The organism is Sorangium sp. So ce185, from assembly GCF_051526825.1.
Classification (GTDB): Bacteria; Myxococcota_A; Polyangia; order Polyangiales; family Polyangiaceae; genus Sorangium; species Sorangium cellulosum_D.
In genome coordinates, this window is sequence record NZ_CP150316.1 from 12,409,347 (window position 1) to 12,428,232 (window position 18,886).

Here is an 18,886-nt window from a genome sequence, read left to right on the forward strand (position 1 = left end):
GTCTACTCCTCGGCCGCCGAGGCCGTCTCGCGCGGGTTGAGGGCCTGCTTCAAGATCTGGCTCGCCTTGAAGTTCAGGACCCGGCGCTCCGTGATCAGGATCGGGTCGCCGGTCTGGGGATTGCGGCCCTGCCGCTGACGCTTGTCGCGCAGCACGAAGTTGCCGAAGCCAGAGATCTTGATCTTCTCTCCGCGCCCCAGGGTTTCCTTCATGGTCTCGAACACGAGATCCACCAGATCGGCAGATTCCTTCTTCGAGAACCCCCCGAGGCGGGAGTAGACCGCCTGAACGATTTCGGCTTTCGTCATGAGACCCCCATCGCCCTTACAGAAGGGGGGGCGCGCCGCAACCCCTGAAGACCGTTCAGGAAGCCGCGTGCGGTCCCCCGACCGGCCTGTGGCAGGATGCCAGCCTGCGTCGGGTAGGTCTAGGGGGTACGCAGGTGTCGCCCGATAGGGCCGGGCCCGCTTCGTGCAGCCTCCAGCGGACGCGGGCGTCGGGGCCAGCCCGCGAGGAGCCCGAAAACCGGGCCTCCCCCGGGGATCGGAGCCACCCCGCCACCGCGGGATCGGCTCCCCGCCCCGTCCGCCTCGAGGCCGCGGCCGGAAATCCGGCAGGATTCCGGCGCGGCCTCGGCAAGGCACGGGCTCGCCAGCGGCGGACCGCTCAGGCGGCGAGATCGCCGAGGGGCCGCTCCTTCGTCGCCTGCCTGGACCAGGCGCCGACCACGGCCGCGTCGCCCGGCCGCGCGTCGCTCCAGCCGACGACCGGCGCGCTCGAGACCGCCTCGCGGCGGCGCCCGATCTGCTCCTGGGCGACCATGATCGCGACGTAGAGATAGCCGACGGCGAAGAGCACCGCGAACGGCGTGGCGAAGTAGTGGCCCGTCTGGATGGACGCGACCACCGCGCCGCACGAGAGCACGGAGAGCATCGCCTCGGTCAGCGGCAGGTCCGTGCGCACCTTGTACCGGCCCTTGTTGTCGCCCTGCTTCGGGGTCCGGACGAACTCGCCCGCCATGCTGCGGAGCCCCTCGATCACGGCCTTGGACAGGTGCGGCGCGAGCCCCGTCCCGAGCGCGATGAGCATCGGCAAGCGGGCGACCGCGCCCCAGCGCGAGCGGCCCTGCGCCGTCTCGGCCAGCATGTAGAACGCCGCGAGCGACCCGGTCGTGGCCGTGCAGAGCGGCAGGTCGATGGCGAACATCGTCAGCGTGTCGGCGGCGGGGAACAGCACGAGCGCCGGCAGGAGCAGGACGCTCAGGAGCACCAGGAGCGGGTACGCGAAGTGCGGCGTGAGGTGGAAGAACGCCTCGAGCCGCTGCCCGCGCGAGAGCTTCGCGTTCAGCACCGTCGCCATCAGCTTGCGCGCGGTCTGCACCGTCCCCTTGGCCCAGCGGTACTGCTGCGCGCGCAGCGCCGAGATGTCCTCGGGGAGCTCCGCCGGCGAGACCACATCCTCGCGGTAGACGAAGCGGTAGCCCGCGAGCTGCGCCCGGTACGAGAGGTCGAGGTCCTCGGTCAGCGTGTCGTGCTGCCAGCCGCCGGCCTCGAGGATGGCGTCCTTGCGCCACATCCCGCCGGTGCCCGAGAAGTTGAACAGGAGGCCGGCGCCGTAGCGCGCGCGGTTCTCGACGAGGTGGTGGCCGTCGAGCATGAGCGCCTGCACCTGCGTGAGGATCGAGACGTCGCGGTTCAGGTGCCCCCACCGCGTCTGGACCATGCCGACGGTCGGATCCTCGAAGTGGCCGACGATCGACCGGACGAAGCCCGGCTGCGGGATGAAGTCGGCGTCGAAGATCGCGACGAGCTCGCCCTTCGCGACCTTGAGGCCCGCGTCGAGCGCCCCCGCCTTGTAGCCGACGCGGTTCGTGCGGTGCAGGTACACCGCGTCGATGCCCTCCGCGCGCAGCCGCTCGACGTGCGCCCGGACGAGGGCCTGCGTCTCGTCCGTCGAGTCGTCGAGCACCTGGATCTCGAGCTTGTCGCGCGGGTAATCCATCCGCGCGACCGCATCGAGCAGCCGCGCCGCGACCGTCGACTCGTTGAAGAGCGGCAGCTGGATCGTCACCGGCGGGAGGTCGCGATCGGTCAGGGCCGGGACCTCCTGCGCGCGCGTGATCTTGGCGCGGTGGAGGCGACAGAGGACCACGAGGTGCAGTCGGTGCAGGCCGTAGGCGCTGAGGCCGAGCAGCACGCCGAAGTAGAGCACGCAGAGCAGCATGGAGAGCATCGGGAGCACCTGCCGCCAGCGGGCTTTCGGTCGGGTGGGATCGGGCGAACCCCGGTCTCAACTCCTGCGGTGCTGGCGGGTAACGAACGCGTACCATTCGCCGAATCCGAAGTTGTCATGCACTTGTAATTCGTTGCAACTCTCTGTCACGAGGCGTGAAAAGTTGACTTGGGGTCGAGTCCTCCCCCCTGGAAAATGACAATCACCGACAATCCCGCTTCGCCCGGTCACGCGGCGCTTGCCGCAGGTTCGCCGCACGAACGCGCGTGCGCGAGCGACGCACGAGGTAAGGTAATCCCCCGATACCGATGCGCTAAGTAAGGTGTGTTTCGTAAGGGCTCTCCGAGGGAAGGTTCGATAAGTACGGCCCTGACCTGATGGGCAGATTCACAGTGCTGTGGGGTTTTGGAGTCCTCTCCAGGGGCGGCGCCGCCGCCGGGGGCCCGGGGTCATCTGCGCCTGGCGCCCGCGGGAGCCCGGGGCTATCCGTTGCCGATGAGCCGCGCGCTACTTAATGAACTGAAGGCCCGCCAGATCGCGTTCCTCGAGGCGCGGCTCGTCTCGGAGGCCGCGGCGCGGGATTTCCGGGAGCGCCTGCCCGCCGGCTTCGCGGCGCTGCTCGCGACGCCGCTCGGCGAGCTCATCGATGCGGGGGCGGTCGCGCGGGCGCTCGACGCGCTGGCGGCGGAGGAGTCGCTCCGGCGGGCGGTCCGGCCCGCGGCCGCCGCGGCGCTCGCGGCGCTGGTCGAGGCGGCGCGCGCCGAGCGGCGGCGCGCCAAGGAGCTCATGCCGGAGGGGGCGCGCGACAAGCTCGACCGCATCCTGGAGCAGCCGAAGATCGTCCCGGAGCGGCTCGTGCGCGAGGTGCTCGAGAGCGCGGCGCTCGACGCGGTGATGCGCGACGTCCTCTACGACACGCTGAAGGAGTTCTCCGAGAAGGTGAACCCGTTCTTCGCCGAGTGGGGCCTGCCGGCGCTGCTCAAGCGGATCGCCCCCTTCGGCCTGGGCGGGGTCGGCAAGGCGATGGGCACCCTGCAGGGCGAGTTCGAGCGGCGGCTCGAGCCCGAGATCCGCCGCTTCTTGCAGGGGTTCTCGCGCACGGCGATGCGCCAGGTGCACGACATCCTCGTCGCCAAGGGCGACACGCCCGAGTTCGTCGGCCTGCGCAAGCACGTGGCGACGTGGGTGCTGGAGCAGGAGATCTGCGCGCTCGTCGGCCAGCTCGACGCGAAGAGCTCGGCGCTCGCCGAGGAGCTCGGGGCCGACATCGCCGCGCAGGTGCTGCGGGACCGGCCGGTGCGGGCGCGCACGAGCGAGGCGATCGCGGCGTTCGTCGCCGCGCACGCGCGCGAGCCGCTCGGCGAGGTGCTGGGGCGCTTCGGGATCGCGCCCGCGCTCGACGCGCTCGACGTCGACGCGCTCGCGGCCGCGCTCTGGCCGCTCGTGCGGAGCGCGTGCGCGACCGCGCCGGTGCGCGCCTGGCTCGCGTCCGTGGTGGAGGAGTTCTTCGACGGGCTGCCGGACGGCCTCGAGCCGCCCGCCTGAGGCGCGGCGGGGCGCGGCCCGCCCCCGGGCGGCGTGATCCGCGCCGAGGCGCAGGCGCTCGCGCCCCGCGCCGGGCGGGCTCGCCCGGCAGCGGCCGCTCAGCCCATGGCCGAGGCGTCCGCCACTGCCGACTCGATGTACGCGAGGTCGCGCGACGGGCACACGGGCACCGTGGGCGCGAACGCCTCCATGTCCAGGATGAGCTCGGGGCCGGCCGCGAGCGTGAGCATCACGACGGGCACGCGCGGCGACATGCGGCGGAGCTCCTCCATCTCGCTGTGGAGATCCGCCTCCTCCCGGGGCACGAGCACCATCACGTGAGGACGCCAGCGGGCAAGCACGTCACGCGCATGGCCGAGCCCGCAGCACGTCTCCACCGTGTAGTCCCGGGACGAGAGGAAGTGGACGAGCGGCTGGGTGTTGCTGGCGTCGTCGTCGATCACCAGAACGCGGGTCGTGCTCTCAATCTCCATAAGTATCCCCCGTTGGCGGCTGGGTCTGGCCGAAGCGCCGAAGAACGGATCTTCATCGCCTGGCTCACCGAAACCATACTCCATCGGCGGCAAAGCGCGATGTCAATCGCGCCTCATCGCATCACGCGACGCGTTGATACGCGCTTGAAACACCAGCGCTTTCTCCCCGTCGTCTGCGCGATGCGCCGGCGACCGCCGGGCCCGGCGGGAGCTCAGCCGCCGAGGTAGGCCGCGCGGATCTCTTCGTTCGCCGCGAGATCCTTGGAGTCGCCGCTCATGGCGATCTGCCCAGTACGGAGCACGTAGGCGCGCGTCGAATACTTGAGCGCGAGTCGGGTGTTTTGCTCAACGAGGAGTACGGTGGTTCCTGACGCCGCGATCTTGGCGATCGACTCGAAGATGTCGGCGACGAGCCGCGGCGCGATGCCGAGCGAGGGCTCGTCGAGGAGCAGCATGGCGGGGCGCCCCATCATGGCGCGGCCGATCGCGAGCATCTGCTGCTCGCCGCCGGAGAGCGTGCCGCCGTGCTGGTGCATGCGCTCGCCGAGGCGGGGGAAGAGCTTCACCACGTCGTCGACGGTCTCCCCCATGGTGGGGCCGTGCTTGTGGCACCACGCGCCGAGCTCGAGGTTCTCGCGGACGGTGAGGTTCGAGAAGATCGCGCGCCCCTCGGGGACGAGCGAGACGCCGGCGGCGACGAGATCCTCGGTCGAGACGGACGCGAGGTCCTTGCCGTCGTAGCGGATGCGGCCGGCGGCGATCGGCAGGAGGCGGACGATCGTCTTCAGCGTGGTCGTCTTGCCGGCGCCGTTCGCGCCGATCATCGCGACGATCTCGCCGCGCCGGACCTCGAGGCTCACGCCCTTGAGCGCCCGGATGCCGCCGTAGCTGACCGCGAGATCGTCGACGACGAGCAGGGGCTCGCCGGGCGCCACCGAGGGGGGCTGCCGCGTCGGGTGCGATGTCTTCATGCGGGCTCCTCTGCCGCGGCGCCGGCCGCGGGGCGGGCCTCGGCCGCGTCCTCGTCGACCTCCTCGCCGAGGTAGGCGGCGAGGACCTTCGGGTCCTTGCGCACGACCTCCGGGGTGCCGTGCGAGATGGTCTCGCCGTGGTCGAGGACGTGGAGCTGCTCGCACACCCCCATCACGACCTGCATGTTGTGCTCGACCAGCACGACCGTGACGTCGAAGGTGTCGCGCAGCCAGCGGATCTGCTGCTTGAGCCCCTCGGCCTCGCCGTAGTTCATGCCCGCCGCCGGCTCGTCGAGCAGGAGCAGCTTCGGCTTGAGCATCATCGCCCGCGCGATCTCGAGGCGGCGCTGGTTGCCGTACGAGAGCGACGTCGAGATCTCGTCGGCCATGGCCTCGAGCTTGAACACCGAGAGCAGCGAGAGAGCGCGCTCGGTCATCTCTTGCTCGTCCTTGTAGAAGAACCGCGAGCGGAGCAGGGCGGAGGCGAGCGTCGCCTTGCGCAGGTTCTCGCAGGCGACGAGCACGTTCTCGAGCACGGTGAGCTGGCCGAAGAGGCGGATGTTCTGGAACGTGCGGGCGATGCCGAGGTGCGCGATCTGGCTCGGCTTGAGCGGCGCGAGGTCGGTCCCGCCGAAGCGGATCGAGCCCTCGTCGTGCTTGTAGACGCCGGTGATCAGGTTGAACACCGTCGTCTTGCCGGCGCCGTTCGGGCCGATGAGCCCGAAGATCGAGCGCTCCGGCACGGTGAACGAGACGCCGCCCACGGCCTTGAGGCCGCCGAACCGCTTGGTCACACCCTTCAGATCGAGGTTCACTCGAACTCCCTCCCGGCCGGCTTGGCCTCGCGCTCCACGGCGGTGCCGGGCGGCCTCTCCTCTTGCGGCGCGTCCGCGCGCTCGGCGGCCGCCTCGGCGCCGGTCGTGGCGGGGACGGGCTCGGTCGGCCCGACCGGCGCGCGCTGCGGCCGCGCCGCGCGCCGGCCGAAGAGCTCGCGCTCGCCGAAGAGCCCCTCGGGGCGCAGGATCATCAGCCCGATGAGGATGGCCGCGTAGAGCACCATCCTGAGGGCGTTTAGATCGAGCGCGGGGTACGCCGCCTTCAGCGCGAGGACGCTGTCGAGGCCCTGGAGCTGCTCGATGAGCTTGACCGTGAAGGTCACGAGCACGCCGCCCACGATCGACCCGCTGACGCTGCCCGAGCCGCCGAGGATCACCATCGTGATCGCGTCGAACGAGTAGTTGAACGTGAACTGGTCCGGCTGGACCGTGGGGTTGCCGTCGCGCATCGAGGCGAGCAGGCCGCCGGCGATGCCGCCGCCGGCGGCGGAGATGACGAACGAGGTGACCTTGTAGCGCGTCGGATCGACGCCCACCGCGGCGGAGGCGATCTCGTCCTCGCGGAGCGCGCGCAGCGCGCGGCCCCAGCCGGAGAACTTGAGCCGCCAGGCGACGATGGTCATGAGCGCGACGGCGCCGAAGATCCAGAACGGGCCGGCGTACTGCGGGACGCCGGTGTCGTCGGGGCCGGCGTAGCCGATCGGGCCGCCGAGCGCGGCGAGCAGCTTGCCGATCGGCCCCTGGTCGGCGGCGCCGGTCGTCGCCGTGGCGATCGTCAGGCGGAAGATCTCGGCGAACCCGAGGGTCACGATCGCGAGGTAGTCGCCGCGCAGCCGGAGGCTCGGCAGGCCGACCACGAGGCCGAACAGGGCGGCGACGAGCCCGGACGCGAGCAGCGCCGGGGGCATCACGAGGAACGAGTTGCCGAAGAGCGGATCGCCGCCGCCGAGCTGCTGGTGCAGGTTGCCGGCGACGATGGCCCCGGTGTACGCGCCGATGCCGACGAAGCCGGCGTGGCCGATCGAGAACTGGCCGGCCATGCCGTTGATGACGTTGAGCGAGAGCGCCGCGATGACGTTGACCATCGCGAACAGGGCGAGCTGCCGCCAGGCGGCGTCCGGCAAGAGGGTCTCGAAGCCGAACTCGAGGGCGACGACGACGCCGAGGAGCACGAGCGCCGTGATGACGCGCTTCAACGGTCGAGGCATGGCCGGCCACAGTTGATTTGGCCGGGCCGCACCGTCAAGCGGGAGCGTTACTTGATAACGCGCAAATAGGGGGGCAGCTCGCGCTTCGGCTTGCCCGTCCCTGGTTGCGGTCTGGGCTCAGGCTCACCGGAGGTGCCAGAATCGTCGTCTTCCGCCTCGGTCGACCGCGCCGGCGCGAGGGCCGGGGCGGGCACCGGCGCGAGCGGCCTGACGGCCGCGCCGGCGTCGCGCGCCGGGGGCTCGCCGCGGCGCTCGGCGGGCTCCACGGCCTCGAGCTCGGGGCGGCGCGCCTTGTCGCGCGCGCGCGCCTCGTCGTCCGCCGCGTCGTCGCTCCGCTCCTCGTCGCTGCTCGGGGGCGCCACGGCGGCGAGCCGGGGGCGCGGCCGCTTCTGGGGCTTCTGCGGGGCCGCGCCGGGCCGCTGCTGCTTCTGCGCGGCGAGATCGGCCGGGATGTCCTCGGGCCAGACCATGCCGCGCTGGTCCTCGCTCACGAGCGCCCAGATCGCGTGCCACGGCAGGCGGCACCAGAACGGCGCGCGGTTGAACGAGAGCGTGCAGCTGATCCCGTCGTCGTCCACCTTCAGGTCGGGGATGGGGATCGCCATGTTCATGCCGACCTGGAGGATCAGCTGCGGCTGCCCCGTGAACCACTTGGGGACGGAGACACCGGGCCGGCGCGGGTCGAGGTGGATGAACACGCTCGGCTCTCGCTCGAGGAGGGCCAGCGCGACGTCCTTTTTCGGCGGAAGCGGTCTCTGCACGTCGGACATCGTACTGCTCTGCCCAATACCCCGGACCGCGCGGCTCCGCCAGCGCTTCGGGCCCTCGGGCGAACGGCGGCGCGCCCGTGAGCGGGCCGCGGCGCGAAAGCCGTCAGGCGACTCCAGCAGCTCTGTAGAAAGCTCGCCGTAGTCCGCATCCGCGCGCGCGGCCGGCGCCGAGGCGCTCGAGCCTCGCAGCACACCCGCGCACCAGGGCGCACCTCACGCCGCGGGTCGCCGGCTCAGCTCGACGGGGACCTCCGAGACGGTGACCCGGTGCTTGCCGCCGGGCGTGAGGGGGATCCGATCGACGATCTGGACGCAGATCTCCGCGCGCTCGCCGAGGTGCTGCCGGACGGTGCGCTCGATGAGCCGCGCGGTCTCGGGCTGGAAGCCCTTGGCGGGCACGAGCCGGACCGTGATCGCGCGCCGCCGGTCCTGGTAGACCTGGTAGCGGGCGATCGTCGGCTGGTCCTTGATGAGGTGCGGGAAGAGCTCCCCGGCGAGCAGCTGGCCGTCGGGGCCGACGAGGAGGTCGAGGACGCGGCCCTCCACCGAGGCGAGCATCGGCAGCCCGCGGCCGCACGCGCACGGCGCGCCGGCGGCGATCGCGACGTCCTGGTTCTTATAGCGGATGAGGGGCATCGATCGGCAGACGAGGTCGGTCACGACGACCTCGCCCGGCTCGCCCGGGAGGGCGTGCCGCCCGTCGCGGAGCAGCTCGACGTACACGCCCTCCATGTGGATGTGCTTGCCCTCGTGCCGCTCGCACTCCGCCGCGATCAGCATGAGCTCGCGGCAGCCGTACCGGTCGAAGACCGGGGCGCCGAACGCGCGCTCGATCGCCTCGCGCTGGTGCGCGAAGAGCCGCTCCGCGCTGGTGACGACGCCGCGCGGCGGAGGGAGCGCGCGCCCCTCCGCGAGCGCGTAGCGGGCCGCGTGGTAGAGCGCGCTCGTGTAGCCGACGATGAGCTGCGGCCGGTACCGCGCGATCTCGTCGAGCAGCGCGGCGAACCGGGCCTCGGACAGATCGAAGGCGCTGACCATTTTCTTGCGGAGGATGGCCTCGTGCAGGGAGCGCTTGGCCTTCTTCGCGAGCGTCTCGCCGAACTGGGTGCTCCACAGGTGGAGCTCCCTGTCGCCGAGCCGGGCGCCCGCCCACCCGTCGGACCGCATGGCGGCCGCGACGCGGCGCTCGTAGGTGCGGTGGTCGAAGCGGAACCGCACCGGCTCGCCCGTGGAGCCCCCCGTGCCGCTCGAGTAGAGCTTGCCGACGAAGCCCTCGGCGAGGAGCTCCGGCCCGTGGGCGCGGAGGTCGGCCCGCGTGAGCACGGGGAGCCGCACGAGGTCCTCCGGCGCCTTCACCGAGGCGACGCGCACCCCGTGCTCGGCGAACCGGGCGCGGTAGAACGGGACGTTCTGCTCGGCGAAATGGAGGGCGGCGAGCATCCGCCGGAAGCCGAGATCGCGAGTCTCGTCTTCCGACAGCCACTGAGAGCGCTCGAGGTCCTCCAGGTGCTTCAGGGTCTCCCTGCCCCGCAAACGGGTCTCGTAGAGCGGAAACAGGATGTTTCGAAACAGCTCACCGTACATGGGGATAGCGTTCTATCGAATCCTCCACCGTCAAGCGCGCGCCGGCGGCTCTCCCGCGAATCCGCGTCTTCGTGGCGAGGAATCCGACCGGAGCGGCGCGCGCCGGCGGCTTCCGTCCTGGCGCGGCCGGGGGCTCCTCGATCGATCGCCGCACAGGCACGCTTCCATCGGACGAGCGATGTTCCGTCGGACGCGGCGCCGGAGGGCGCGTCAGCCTGCGCCGCTGGCCGCGGGCGGGCTCGACCCGAAGATGGCGACGGTGGCGCCGGCGAGGATGATCGCGGCGCCGGCGATCTCCGTGGTCGTGGGAATGGCGCCGAGCCACAGGGCGCCGATCAGGATCCCGCCCAGCGTCTCGCCGGGGGACACGAGCGCGATGATCGACGGGGACATGCGGCGCGCGGCGGCCTGCACCGCGGTGTGGCCGACGAGGGTGGGGACGAGCGCGAGCGCGACGATGGCGACGGCGGCGTGGGCCGGCGGCGGGGCGACGCCCTCGAGCGCGCCGGGCGCGGCGGGGAGCGCCGCCGCGAGGAAGACGGCGGCGCTCGCGTAGACGAGCGCCGCGTAGCTCCGCGCCGGCAGGGCGTCGCGGAGCGCCCGGGCGAAGGACACGTAGAGGCCGTAGAGGACGGTGGCGCCGACGACCATGAGGTCGCCCGAGAGCCGGTGCTCGCCGGCGCCGGCCGCGCTCGCGATGACGAGCGCGCCGGCGGTGGCGAGGAGCACGCCGGCCTGCTCGGCGCGCGTGGGGCGGACGCGGAAGAACGCCCACGCGCAGAGCACGACGGCGAGCGGCTCGAGGGAGATGAGCGAGAGCGCCGCGGCGATGGAGGTGCGGTCGAGCCCCCAGAGGAAGAGCGCGAAGTGGAGGGCGAGCAGCAGGCCCGCGCCGAGGACGGCGGCGCGCTGGCGCAGCGAGAGGCCGGCCGCCGAGCGGGCGATCGCGCGCAGGTCGAGCAGGGAGAGCGCGACCGCGGCGAGGACGACCCGGCCGAAGGCGACGAAGAGCGGGTGGACCGGGCGCGCGTACCGGGCGAGGGGGCCGCTCGCGGCGAAGGCGAGGCTGGCCAGGACAACGAAGAGGGCGGCGCTCCCGGCCGTGACGCGCTGCTTGGCCGCCATGCGATGCTGCTATGTCAGCCGGCCGGGAAAGACAACCAGCGCGGCGCGCCCCCCCGGCGGGGTCAGTTGGGCGGGGGCGGAGGGGGCGCGATGAGGACGAGGTTGAGCCCGCCCGGGTACTGGTAGCTCGTGTAGGAGCCGTAGCCGATCACCTGGATGCCGACGGGGGCCGAGGCGGTCAGCACGTGAGCGCCGTCGTTGCCCGGGCCGAGCGGGATGCGCGCGACGCCGAAGCCGGAGCCGTTGCCGATCGGGGTCGGCTCGACGTCGACGGGGGCGTCGTCGAGCATGATCGTGGCGTCGAGGGGCTGGATCACGTCGACGTAGCTCTCGTCGTAATCGCTGGGCGCGAGGAAGACGTACTTGGTGCGGTACTGCTCCACCGCGGTGGCGTGGCTCTGCGACGGGTCGCCCTTCTGGTCGGGGGGGGCGGTGTCGCGGTCGACGATCTCGGCGCCCAGCATGAACGTGCTGACCGCGAACTCGTGATCTCCCACGACCTCGAAATCCCGCTTCACCACGCTGAGGTCGACGACCTGGCCGGCGTCGATCGAGGTCGGCGCGCCGTCCGGCCGGCCGGACGGGTAGGTCAGCGCCGTGCCGTCGACGTTGCCGTAGAGGCGCACGACGTGACCGAAGACCTCGCCGCCGGGCGAGGTCGGGACGGCGACGAAGTAACGCTTGCCCAGGGTCTCGGCCGGGAACACCGACTCCTCGATGTGGTCGCAGGCCTTGTAGCCGATCGGCGACTGCACGCACGACATGCCGGTCAGCACCTGGACGGGGCGCGTGGCGGTGACGAGGCTGCCGCTGAGATCGCTGCTCGGGGTCCCGAGGATCTCGACGACATCGCCCGCGTCGAGGTCGACGGTGAAGCTGCCTCCGCCAGGCGTCGCAGGGATGTCGTCGCCGGCGATCACCGAGGCGCCCTGGGCGAGGCTCACCGTGACGCTGGTGCCGTCCTGGATGCCCGTGATGACCGCGTAGCCGCCCATCGACGCGGTCCTCCAGCCCTGCTGGCCGGTGATGCGGTAGTTGCCGGTCATCGCGGTGCTCGGCAGGAGCAGCGAGGCGTCGTTGGTGAAGGAGAAGCAGCCGTAGGGGGCCCCGCTGGAGGGGCACATTCGGAGGCCGGGACAGGAGGACCAGTTCTTCCCGTCCGGGCCCCCGGCGCCCTTGTACTCCAGCGCGTTGAATTGATAGACCGTGACCGGCCGGGTCGAGACGAGGTGGTAAGCGCCGCCGTCCACGCGAACGGATCTGCTGAGCGATTCGCCCGAGGCGCACACGCTGGCGTCGGGCCCCTTCAGCTCGGGGACCCAGGGGAGGTAGACCTTGGCCAGGCTGTTGGGCTGGACCTCGGCGTGCGCCACCGAGGCGCCGTCGCGCGTCACCTCGACCTCGGCCACCTCGTCGCCCGCGTTGGCGACGACGACCGCGTAGTCGAAGATCGACCACACGATGTTCGCGGTGACCGTGGGCCAGAAGTCGCACCCGATATAGGATTTGTTCGCGGCGGCCTCCGCGCACGTCTTCGGGTCGCCCATGAGCTCGGGGCCTGGGTCGCTGCCGCCGGTGCCGGTGCCGATGTCGTCGCCGGTGCTGGTGGAGCCGGCGTTGCCGCTGGTGCTCGTGTTCGTGTTCGTGGAGGATCCGCCGTCGCCCGAGCCGCCGCCGGAGGTGTTTCCAGGCCGAGGGGGGCCCGCGGACGAGCCGCTGGCGGAGCATGCGGCCGCGGACCCGGCCGCCACCAACAGTCCTAGGCCGAGAAACAGAGTGTGCTTCGAGTACTGCATGGGCCCTCCCGTCAACGGACTTCGAGCACAGGGGCCTGTGCGACAGCCCGAGTGGAATGCGAATTCCAGTGGATCGATGAAGTAAATGGTCGAGCGCTTTCGCACCCCTGGACACGTTGGTGTCCATCGATCCCGGCTACGCTTTTTTGTGCCGCGACGCAAGCACGCTGGGCCTCTGTGTCGCGATCGCTATCGCGGAACACCGAGGAAATCCTGGAGCAACCACCGATAAGAAGCAAAGGTCACAGACGGGACAGATCGTACGATATCGCTTCGCCCGTTCCTGGTTGCGCTTGCCGTAGGCCCCCGGGGAGGGAGCGCGGGGCGCGGGCGGGCTGATGTCTGAGCCCCAATGACGTCCTGTGTCTGTCGTGCGCAGCACGACGGGCACAGGACGTCCCAGGCGAGTTCAGCCCGCCCGCGCCCCGCGCGACGAGCTCCCTCCCCGGGGGCCGGGCGTCTCGGAAGCCCCCTGACGCCCCTGGCCGACGCGCTACGACCGCGCCGTGAGCAGCGGGCGCAGGAACTGCCCCGTGTACGACGCAGGCACCTTCGCGACGTCCTCCGGCGTCCCCTCGGCGATGACCCGGCCGCCGCCGGCGCCGCCCTCGGGCCCGAGATCGACCACCCAGTCGGCGCACTTGATGACGTCGAGGCTGTGCTCGATGACCACCACCGTGTTCCCCGCCTCGACCAGCCGGTGGAGCACGCCGAGGAGCTTGCGGATGTCCTCGAAATGCAGCCCCGTCGTGGGCTCGTCGAGCACGTAGAGCGTGCGCCCCGTCTGGCTCTTGCCGAGCTCGCGGCTCAGCTTCACGCGCTGCGCCTCGCCGCCGCTCATCGTCGGCGCGCTCTGGCCGATCTTCATGTACCCGAGCCCGACCTCGACCAGCGTGTCGAGCACCCGCCGCAGCGCCACGTGGTGCTCGAAGAGCCGCACGCAGTCCTCGATGCTGGTGTCCAGGATGTCGGCGATGCTCTTGCCCTTGTACCGCACCGCCAGCGTCTGCGCGCTGTACCGCTTGCCGGCGCACACCTCGCAGGGGACGTAGACGTCGGCGAGGAAGTGCATCTCCACCTTCACCACGCCGTCGCCGCTGCACGCCTCGCAGCGCCCGCCCTTCACGTTGAAGCTGAACCGCCCGGGGCCGTAGCCGCGCGCGCGCGACTCCGGCAACTCGGCGAAGATCTCGCGGATCTGGTCGAACGCCTTCGTGTACGTCCCGGGGTTCGAGCGCGGCGTGCGGCCGATCGGCTTCTGGTCGATCGCGATCACCTTGTCGAGCGCCTTGAGCCCCTTGATCGCGCGGTGGGCCCCGACCGGCTCGGTGCTGTTGTGGAGCGCCCGGCCGAGCGCCGGCAGGAGGATGCCGTTCACCAGCGAGCTCTTGCCCGCGCCGCTCACCCCGGTCACCGCGAGCAGCACCCCGAGCGGGAACCGGACATCGATGCTCTTCAGGTTGTGCTCGGAAGCGCCCAGGACCTCGAGCCACCCGCGCGGCGCGCGCCGCGCCTCGGGCAGCTCGATGCGCGCGCGCCCCGCCAGGTACGCGCCCGTCAGGCTCTCCGGGTCGCGCGCGATCTCCTCGGGCGTCCCCGCGGCCATCACCCGCCCGCCGAGGTGCCCCGCCCCGGGGCCGAAATCCACGACGTAATCGGCGGCCCGGATCGTCTCCTCGTCGTGCTCCACCACCAGCACCGTGTTGCCCAGATCCCGGAGGCGCCGCAGCGTCTCGATGAGGCGCTGGTTGTCGCGCTGGTGCAGGCCGATGCTCGGCTCGTCGAGCACGTACATCACCCCCGACAGCTCGCTCCCGAGCTGGCTCGCCAGCCGGATGCGCTGCGCCTCGCCGCCGCTCAGCGTCGGCCCCGAGCGATCGAGCGTCAGGTAGTCGAGGCCCACGTTCAGGAGGAAGCTCAGCCGGCTCGTGATCTCCCGCCGCACGCCCTCGGTGATCTTCTGCCGGTTGCCCGGGAGCTCCAGCCGGGCGAAATGGTCGAATGCGTCCTTCACCGTCATGCCGGTGACGTCGGCGATGCTCTTGTCCGCGACGCGCACCGCGAGCGACTCCGGGCGCATCCGCTTGGAGCCGCAGGCGTCGCACGGACGCTCGCTCATGAACTTGCGGTAGGCGTCCCGCGCCGACTCGGACGACGACTGCTGGAACCTGCGCATCAGGCTCGGGATCACGCCCTCGAACTTCATGCCCCAGGTGCCGTGGGTCTCGGTCCCCTCCTTCCCCCACGTCACCGCGATGCGCTTGCCCGAGAGGCCATAGAGCACCGTCTCCTGCTTCTTCGCGCCGAGCTTGCGCCAGGGCACGTCGAGGTCGACGGAGCACGCCTTGGCCACGGCGTCGATGATGCGGAACGTCCAGCCCTCGCCGCGCGCCATCGCCGACGCCCAGGGGGCGATCGCGCCCTCCCGGATCGACAGCGAAGGGTCCGGGATCACGAGGGCCGGGTCGATCTCCAGGCGGGTGCCGAGGCCGTTGCAGGCGCCGCACATGCCGAGCGGGCTGTTGAACGAGAAGCTCTGCGGCGAGAGCTCGGGGAAGCTCTGGCCGCAGCAGGAGCGCGCGGCGCTGAACAGCAGCGGGGCGGCCGGGCGCCGCCGCCGCGCGGCCGGCCCGTCGTCGGCCTGGACCTCGACCCGGAGCTCGCCGCGCCCCTCCTGGAGCGCGAGCTCGACCCCCTCGGTGATGCGCTGGCGCTCCTCCGCCCGCACGGCCAGCCGGTCGACCACGAGCGCGATGGTGTGCTTGAGCTTCTTGTCGAGCCGCGGCACCTCGTCGAGCCGGTGCTGCGCCCCGTCGATCTCGACGCGCACGAAGCCGCGGCCGCGGAGCTCCTCGAACAGGTCCTTGAACTCCCCCTTCCGGTGCGTCACGAGCGGCGCGAGCAGCACGAACTTCGTGCCCTCCGGCATCGCGAGGAGCTCGTCGACGATCTGCTCCGAGCTCTGCGCCTTCACCGGCTTGCCGCAGAGGTGACAGTGCTGCTCGCCGGCGCGCGCATAGAGGACGCGCAGGTAATCGTAGACCTCGGTGATCGTGCCGACCGTGGAGCGCGGGTTGCTCGACGCGCTCTTCTGCTCGATGGCAATCGTCGGCGACAGGCCGCGCAGGTGCTCGACCTGCGGGCGATCGAGCTGACCCAGGAACTGGCGGGCATACGAGCTCAGCGTCTCGACGTAACGCCGCTGCCCCTCGGCGTAGAGGGTGTCGAACGCCAGGCTCGATTTGCCCGAGCCGCTCACCCCCGTGAACACCACGAGCTTGCGCTTCGGCACCTCCAGCCGGTCGATGCGGAGGTTGTGCTCCCGCGAGCCGAGCACCTCGATGAAATCCGGCTCGCGCGCGGCGTCGAGGAGCTTGAGCGCCGGCCGCGGCTCGACCTGCGCGAGCCCCGGCGCGGGCGGCTCGGCGCGCGGCGCGGCCTTTGCGCCGCCGTTGCCGGACCTGGCCAGCGCCCCGCCGCGGGGGGTGGATGCGATGGTCTGCGGCTGTGTGGATCCGTTCGTTCGCGCGGACATTGGATTGCCCACCGCCATTAACACGGTGACGCGCTGTCCGGCACTCGATGTTCTATGGAAAAACAGGCAAGCAGCGCGCAATGCGCGCTGCGCCACATATCAGGGAGGCGCGCAGCTCAGCGCCTGGCCGGGCCGCCTGGAGCGGCGCGCCAGCGCACGACAACGCAGGTGACGTTATCGGGGCCGCCGTTCTCATTGGCGCGCTTGACGAGCCGCATGGTGATCTCGGCGAGGTCGGCGCGCTCCCCCAAAATACTTGCGATATCTTGCGCCGGCACCACGCCCGACAGGCCGTCCGAGCAGAGCAGCAGGACGTCGCCGCTCTCGACGGCGTCGATGCGCGTCTCCACCTCGACCGCCTCGTCGGTGCCGAGCGCGCGGGTGATCACGTGCTGGAGCGGGAACGAGCTGGCCTGCTCGGGGAGGAGGTGGCCGAGCCGGATGCACTCGTTGACCAGCGAGTGGTCGCGGGTGAGCTGCTCGAGGCGGTGATCGCGGAGGCGGTAGACGCGGCTGTCGCCGACGTGGGCGATGGCGATGAAGCCGTCGCGCGCGAGCGCGGCGGCGAAGGTGGTGCCCATGCCGCGCTTCTCCCGGTCGCGCCGCGCCGCGGAGAAGATGCGGCCGTTCGCGAGCTGGATGCCCGCGACGAGCAGCGGGAGCCCCTGATCGACGTAGCGGGCCTCGGAGCCCCGCGTCGTGGGCGGCCCCACGCTGACCGCGACAGGCCAGGTGGAGTCCGGGTCGTCGAAGAAATCGCGCACGGTGTCGATCGCCATCCGCGAGGCGACCTCCCCGGCGGCGCGCCCCCCCATGCCGTCGGCCACGAGGAACAGCCCCCGCGACTCGAGGATCGCGAAGCTGTCCTCGTTCGTGTCCCGGACCATGCCAGGATGGGTGATCCCGGCGGCTTCAAAAACGAGGTGACGCTGCACGGCGCTCCCCTCCGGCGCGCTCGCAGGCGCGCCTTGCCGAACTGCCGAACGACGGGCGCGCATCCTCCGTCATCCGCGCCCTTCCGGCGCCTGGATCGAACCGATCGCGCGACACAGAACGCATCGTCTGCTCATGTGGCTGCCCGCTTCAACTGCTTCGAGCGAGCCTACGCGGCAAGGATCGGTCGCGTCCACCAGATCGGGCCTCGGGCGGCGCCCGCCCGCGGCTGTCCGCGCGGGGGTCGGCGGCGCCTCGCGCGGCGCGCGCGTCGGCGTTCCGTTTCCAACGTCTGGCGCTGCGGCGGCGCGGCTGCCGCGGCGCGGGCAGGGCCGCGCCGGGCCGGCGGGCGGCCGGGCCGAGCGGCGCGTAGCCTGCCCGCGCGCGGCGGGCGCGTCACGGGACCGCGAGCCGCTCGGCGCCGCCGCCGGAGCACGCGCTGAGCGCGAAGCCGAACCGGTCCTCGGAGCCCTCCTGCATGATGCGCTCGAGGTTGCGGCAGGTGTGGCGGAAGACGCCCTGGAGGGCGTAGCGATCCTTGCTGTCGACGACGACCACGACGCCGGTGAGCGTGACCTCGAGGCGGTAGGTGACGGGGTCGCCTTCGATGGTGTACCGCGTGGTCGTGAACTCGGACGGCTCGCGCTTCTTGTACGCTTGCCAGATGCACTCGCGCGCCGCGCCGTTGTAGCCGTTGGCGCGCTTGACGACCTCGGTGCCGCACTGCTTGAGGGGCGGCGTCGCCGGCCCGCTCGGCGCCTTTTCGGGCGCGGAGGAGCAGGAGGCGGCGAGCAGGGAGAGCGCGAGGGCGGCGAGCAGTCGGCCTGGCGAGCGGGGCATGGCGACTTCTTACCTAACGCGATCCGCGAAAAAGGGATTCTTTTTTTCGGACGGACCGGCCGGACCCGCGGCGCGGGGCGGCGTCGCCGGCGGTCCGCGGGGCGGCCTTCTTTCGGGCGGGCTTGGTGGGCTTGGCGGGCTGCGGCTCGAGCGCGGCGGAGAGGGCGCCGAGGTCCTGGAGGCTGGCCACGAGCGCGCGCAGGTAGTGCGCGGAGAGGCGCTCGGCGGCGCAGAGCGCCCGGGCGGCGAGCACCTGGGCGTTGTAGGGGCCGGCGTCCTCGGGCACGTTGTCGGCGGCGCGGGCGACGGCGAGCGTCGCGCGGGCGCTCACCAGCGACTCGTGGAACAGCGCCGTGGAGAGGGCGTTGCTGAGCGCCTGGGCTTGCCGCTTCACCCGGCGCTCGACGACATCGCCGTCGCACGGGAGCTCGGCGAGATCGCGCGCGAGCGGCTCGGGCAGGCGCACGTCGCGCGCGGCGATCTCGCCGCGGAGGCGCGCGAGCGAGGGCACGGCGGTCGTCTGCCGCTCGGCGGCGAGCGCGCGGAGGCGGCGGCGCGCGGCCCTGGCGACGGCGGGGAGGTCGCCGAGCGAGAGCGCCGCGGCGAGCGCGCCGTCGTCGGGGATGCCGGCGTCGGCGAGGGCGCGGAGCTGGGCCTCGGCGTCGGCGCGGGCGCGGTGGAAGGCGGCCTCGAAGGCGGTGAGCCGCGCCGAGGCGCGCGCGTCGAGGCGCGCGCGGGCGGCGCCGTCGAGGGCGCGGGCGCGCTCGAGGAGCGCCTCGATGAAGCGGTAGCCGGCTGGATCGAAGCGGGGGGCGCCGGCGGCGCGGAGGGCGGCGAGGCGCGCGGCGGCGGGGGCGGGAGGCCCGGGTTGGGGGGCGGCGGCCGACCCGGGTTGAGCCGCCGCGGCCGACCGGGGTTGCGGCACCGCGGCCGACCCGGGTTGAGCCGCCGCGGCCGACCCGGGTTGAGCCGCCGCGGCCGACCCAGGTTGAGCCGCCGCGGCCGACCCGGGTTGAGCCGCCGCGGCCGACCCAGGTT

At 72.1% G+C, this 18,886-nt stretch carries 15 protein-coding genes; 1 reads left to right on the top strand and 14 read right to left on the bottom strand.

Going from position 1 to position 18,886, the window contains the following annotated elements:
- Nucleotides 1-2 precede the first annotated feature (2 nt).
- Complete coding sequence (locus WMF26_RS45815; RefSeq protein ID WP_012241218.1) at nt 3-308, bottom strand: integration host factor subunit alpha; 306 nt, start codon at nt 306-308, stop codon at nt 3-5.
- A gap of 358 nt (nt 309-666) precedes the next feature.
- Nucleotides 667-2,232: a glycosyltransferase gene (locus tag WMF26_RS45820; RefSeq protein ID WP_437334318.1), complete on the bottom strand. Its 1,566-nt coding sequence runs from the start codon at nt 2,230-2,232 to the stop codon at nt 667-669.
- Nucleotides 2,233-2,727: 495 nt separating this feature from the next.
- On the opposite strand from WMF26_RS45820, the gene WMF26_RS45825 reads away from it, so the two are divergent.
- Nucleotides 2,728-3,777 (top strand): hypothetical protein, encoded by a 1,050-nt coding sequence (locus tag WMF26_RS45825; protein WP_437997854.1) that lies wholly within the window; start codon nt 2,728-2,730, stop codon nt 3,775-3,777.
- A 98-nt stretch (nt 3,778-3,875) separates the two neighbouring features.
- Here the strand turns inward: WMF26_RS45825 and WMF26_RS45830 are convergent, their stop codons facing one another.
- From WMF26_RS45830 to WMF26_RS45885, 12 genes are all read right to left on the bottom strand, one after another.
- On the bottom strand, nt 3,876-4,250 hold the full coding sequence (locus tag WMF26_RS45830; RefSeq protein ID WP_148314491.1) for a response regulator: 375 nt from the start codon (nt 4,248-4,250) through the stop codon (nt 3,876-3,878).
- Nucleotides 4,251-4,462: 212 nt separating this feature from the next.
- Nucleotides 4,463-5,221, bottom strand: a complete 759-nt coding sequence (locus WMF26_RS45835; RefSeq protein ID WP_437997855.1) for an ABC transporter ATP-binding protein — start codon at nt 5,219-5,221, stop codon at nt 4,463-4,465.
- A complete protein-coding gene (locus WMF26_RS45840; RefSeq protein ID WP_437997856.1) occupies nt 5,218-6,036 on the bottom strand; it encodes an ABC transporter ATP-binding protein in 819 nt (272 codons plus the stop codon). Before WMF26_RS45840 ends, WMF26_RS45835 begins: the two co-directional genes overlap by 4 nt.
- Nucleotides 6,033-7,253 (bottom strand): branched-chain amino acid ABC transporter permease, encoded by a 1,221-nt coding sequence (locus WMF26_RS45845; RefSeq protein ID WP_437997857.1) that lies wholly within the window; start codon nt 7,251-7,253, stop codon nt 6,033-6,035. The genes WMF26_RS45840 and WMF26_RS45845 overlap by 4 nt, the downstream gene beginning before the upstream one ends.
- 59 nt (nt 7,254-7,312) lie before the next feature.
- Nucleotides 7,313-8,035, bottom strand: coding sequence for a ClpXP protease specificity-enhancing factor SspB (locus WMF26_RS45850; RefSeq protein WP_437952360.1), 723 nt, complete (start codon nt 8,033-8,035; stop codon nt 7,313-7,315).
- A gap of 213 nt (nt 8,036-8,248) precedes the next feature.
- Nucleotides 8,249-9,619, bottom strand: a complete 1,371-nt coding sequence (locus tag WMF26_RS45855) for a phenylacetate--CoA ligase family protein (protein WP_437334322.1) — start codon at nt 9,617-9,619, stop codon at nt 8,249-8,251.
- Between the two features lie 210 nt (nt 9,620-9,829).
- Nucleotides 9,830-10,744: a DMT family transporter gene (locus tag WMF26_RS45860; protein ID WP_437997858.1), complete on the bottom strand. Its 915-nt coding sequence runs from the start codon at nt 10,742-10,744 to the stop codon at nt 9,830-9,832.
- A gap of 62 nt (nt 10,745-10,806) precedes the next feature.
- Complete coding sequence (locus WMF26_RS45865) at nt 10,807-12,495, bottom strand: IgGFc-binding protein (RefSeq protein WP_437997859.1); 1,689 nt, start codon at nt 12,493-12,495, stop codon at nt 10,807-10,809.
- A 538-nt stretch (nt 12,496-13,033) separates the two neighbouring features.
- Nucleotides 13,034-16,075, bottom strand: coding sequence for an excinuclease ABC subunit UvrA (gene uvrA, locus WMF26_RS45870; RefSeq protein ID WP_437997860.1), 3,042 nt, complete (start codon nt 16,073-16,075; stop codon nt 13,034-13,036).
- Between the two features lie 116 nt (nt 16,076-16,191).
- Nucleotides 16,192-17,010: a Stp1/IreP family PP2C-type Ser/Thr phosphatase gene (locus tag WMF26_RS45875; protein WP_061628207.1), complete on the bottom strand. Its 819-nt coding sequence runs from the start codon at nt 17,008-17,010 to the stop codon at nt 16,192-16,194.
- 394 nt (nt 17,011-17,404) lie between these two features.
- Complete coding sequence (locus tag WMF26_RS45880) at nt 17,405-17,848, bottom strand: hypothetical protein (protein WP_061621195.1); 444 nt, start codon at nt 17,846-17,848, stop codon at nt 17,405-17,407.
- A 13-nt stretch (nt 17,849-17,861) separates the two neighbouring features.
- Nucleotides 17,862-18,773, bottom strand: a complete 912-nt coding sequence (locus WMF26_RS45885) for a DUF2894 domain-containing protein (RefSeq protein WP_437997861.1) — start codon at nt 18,771-18,773, stop codon at nt 17,862-17,864.
- Nucleotides 18,774-18,886 lie beyond the last annotated feature (113 nt).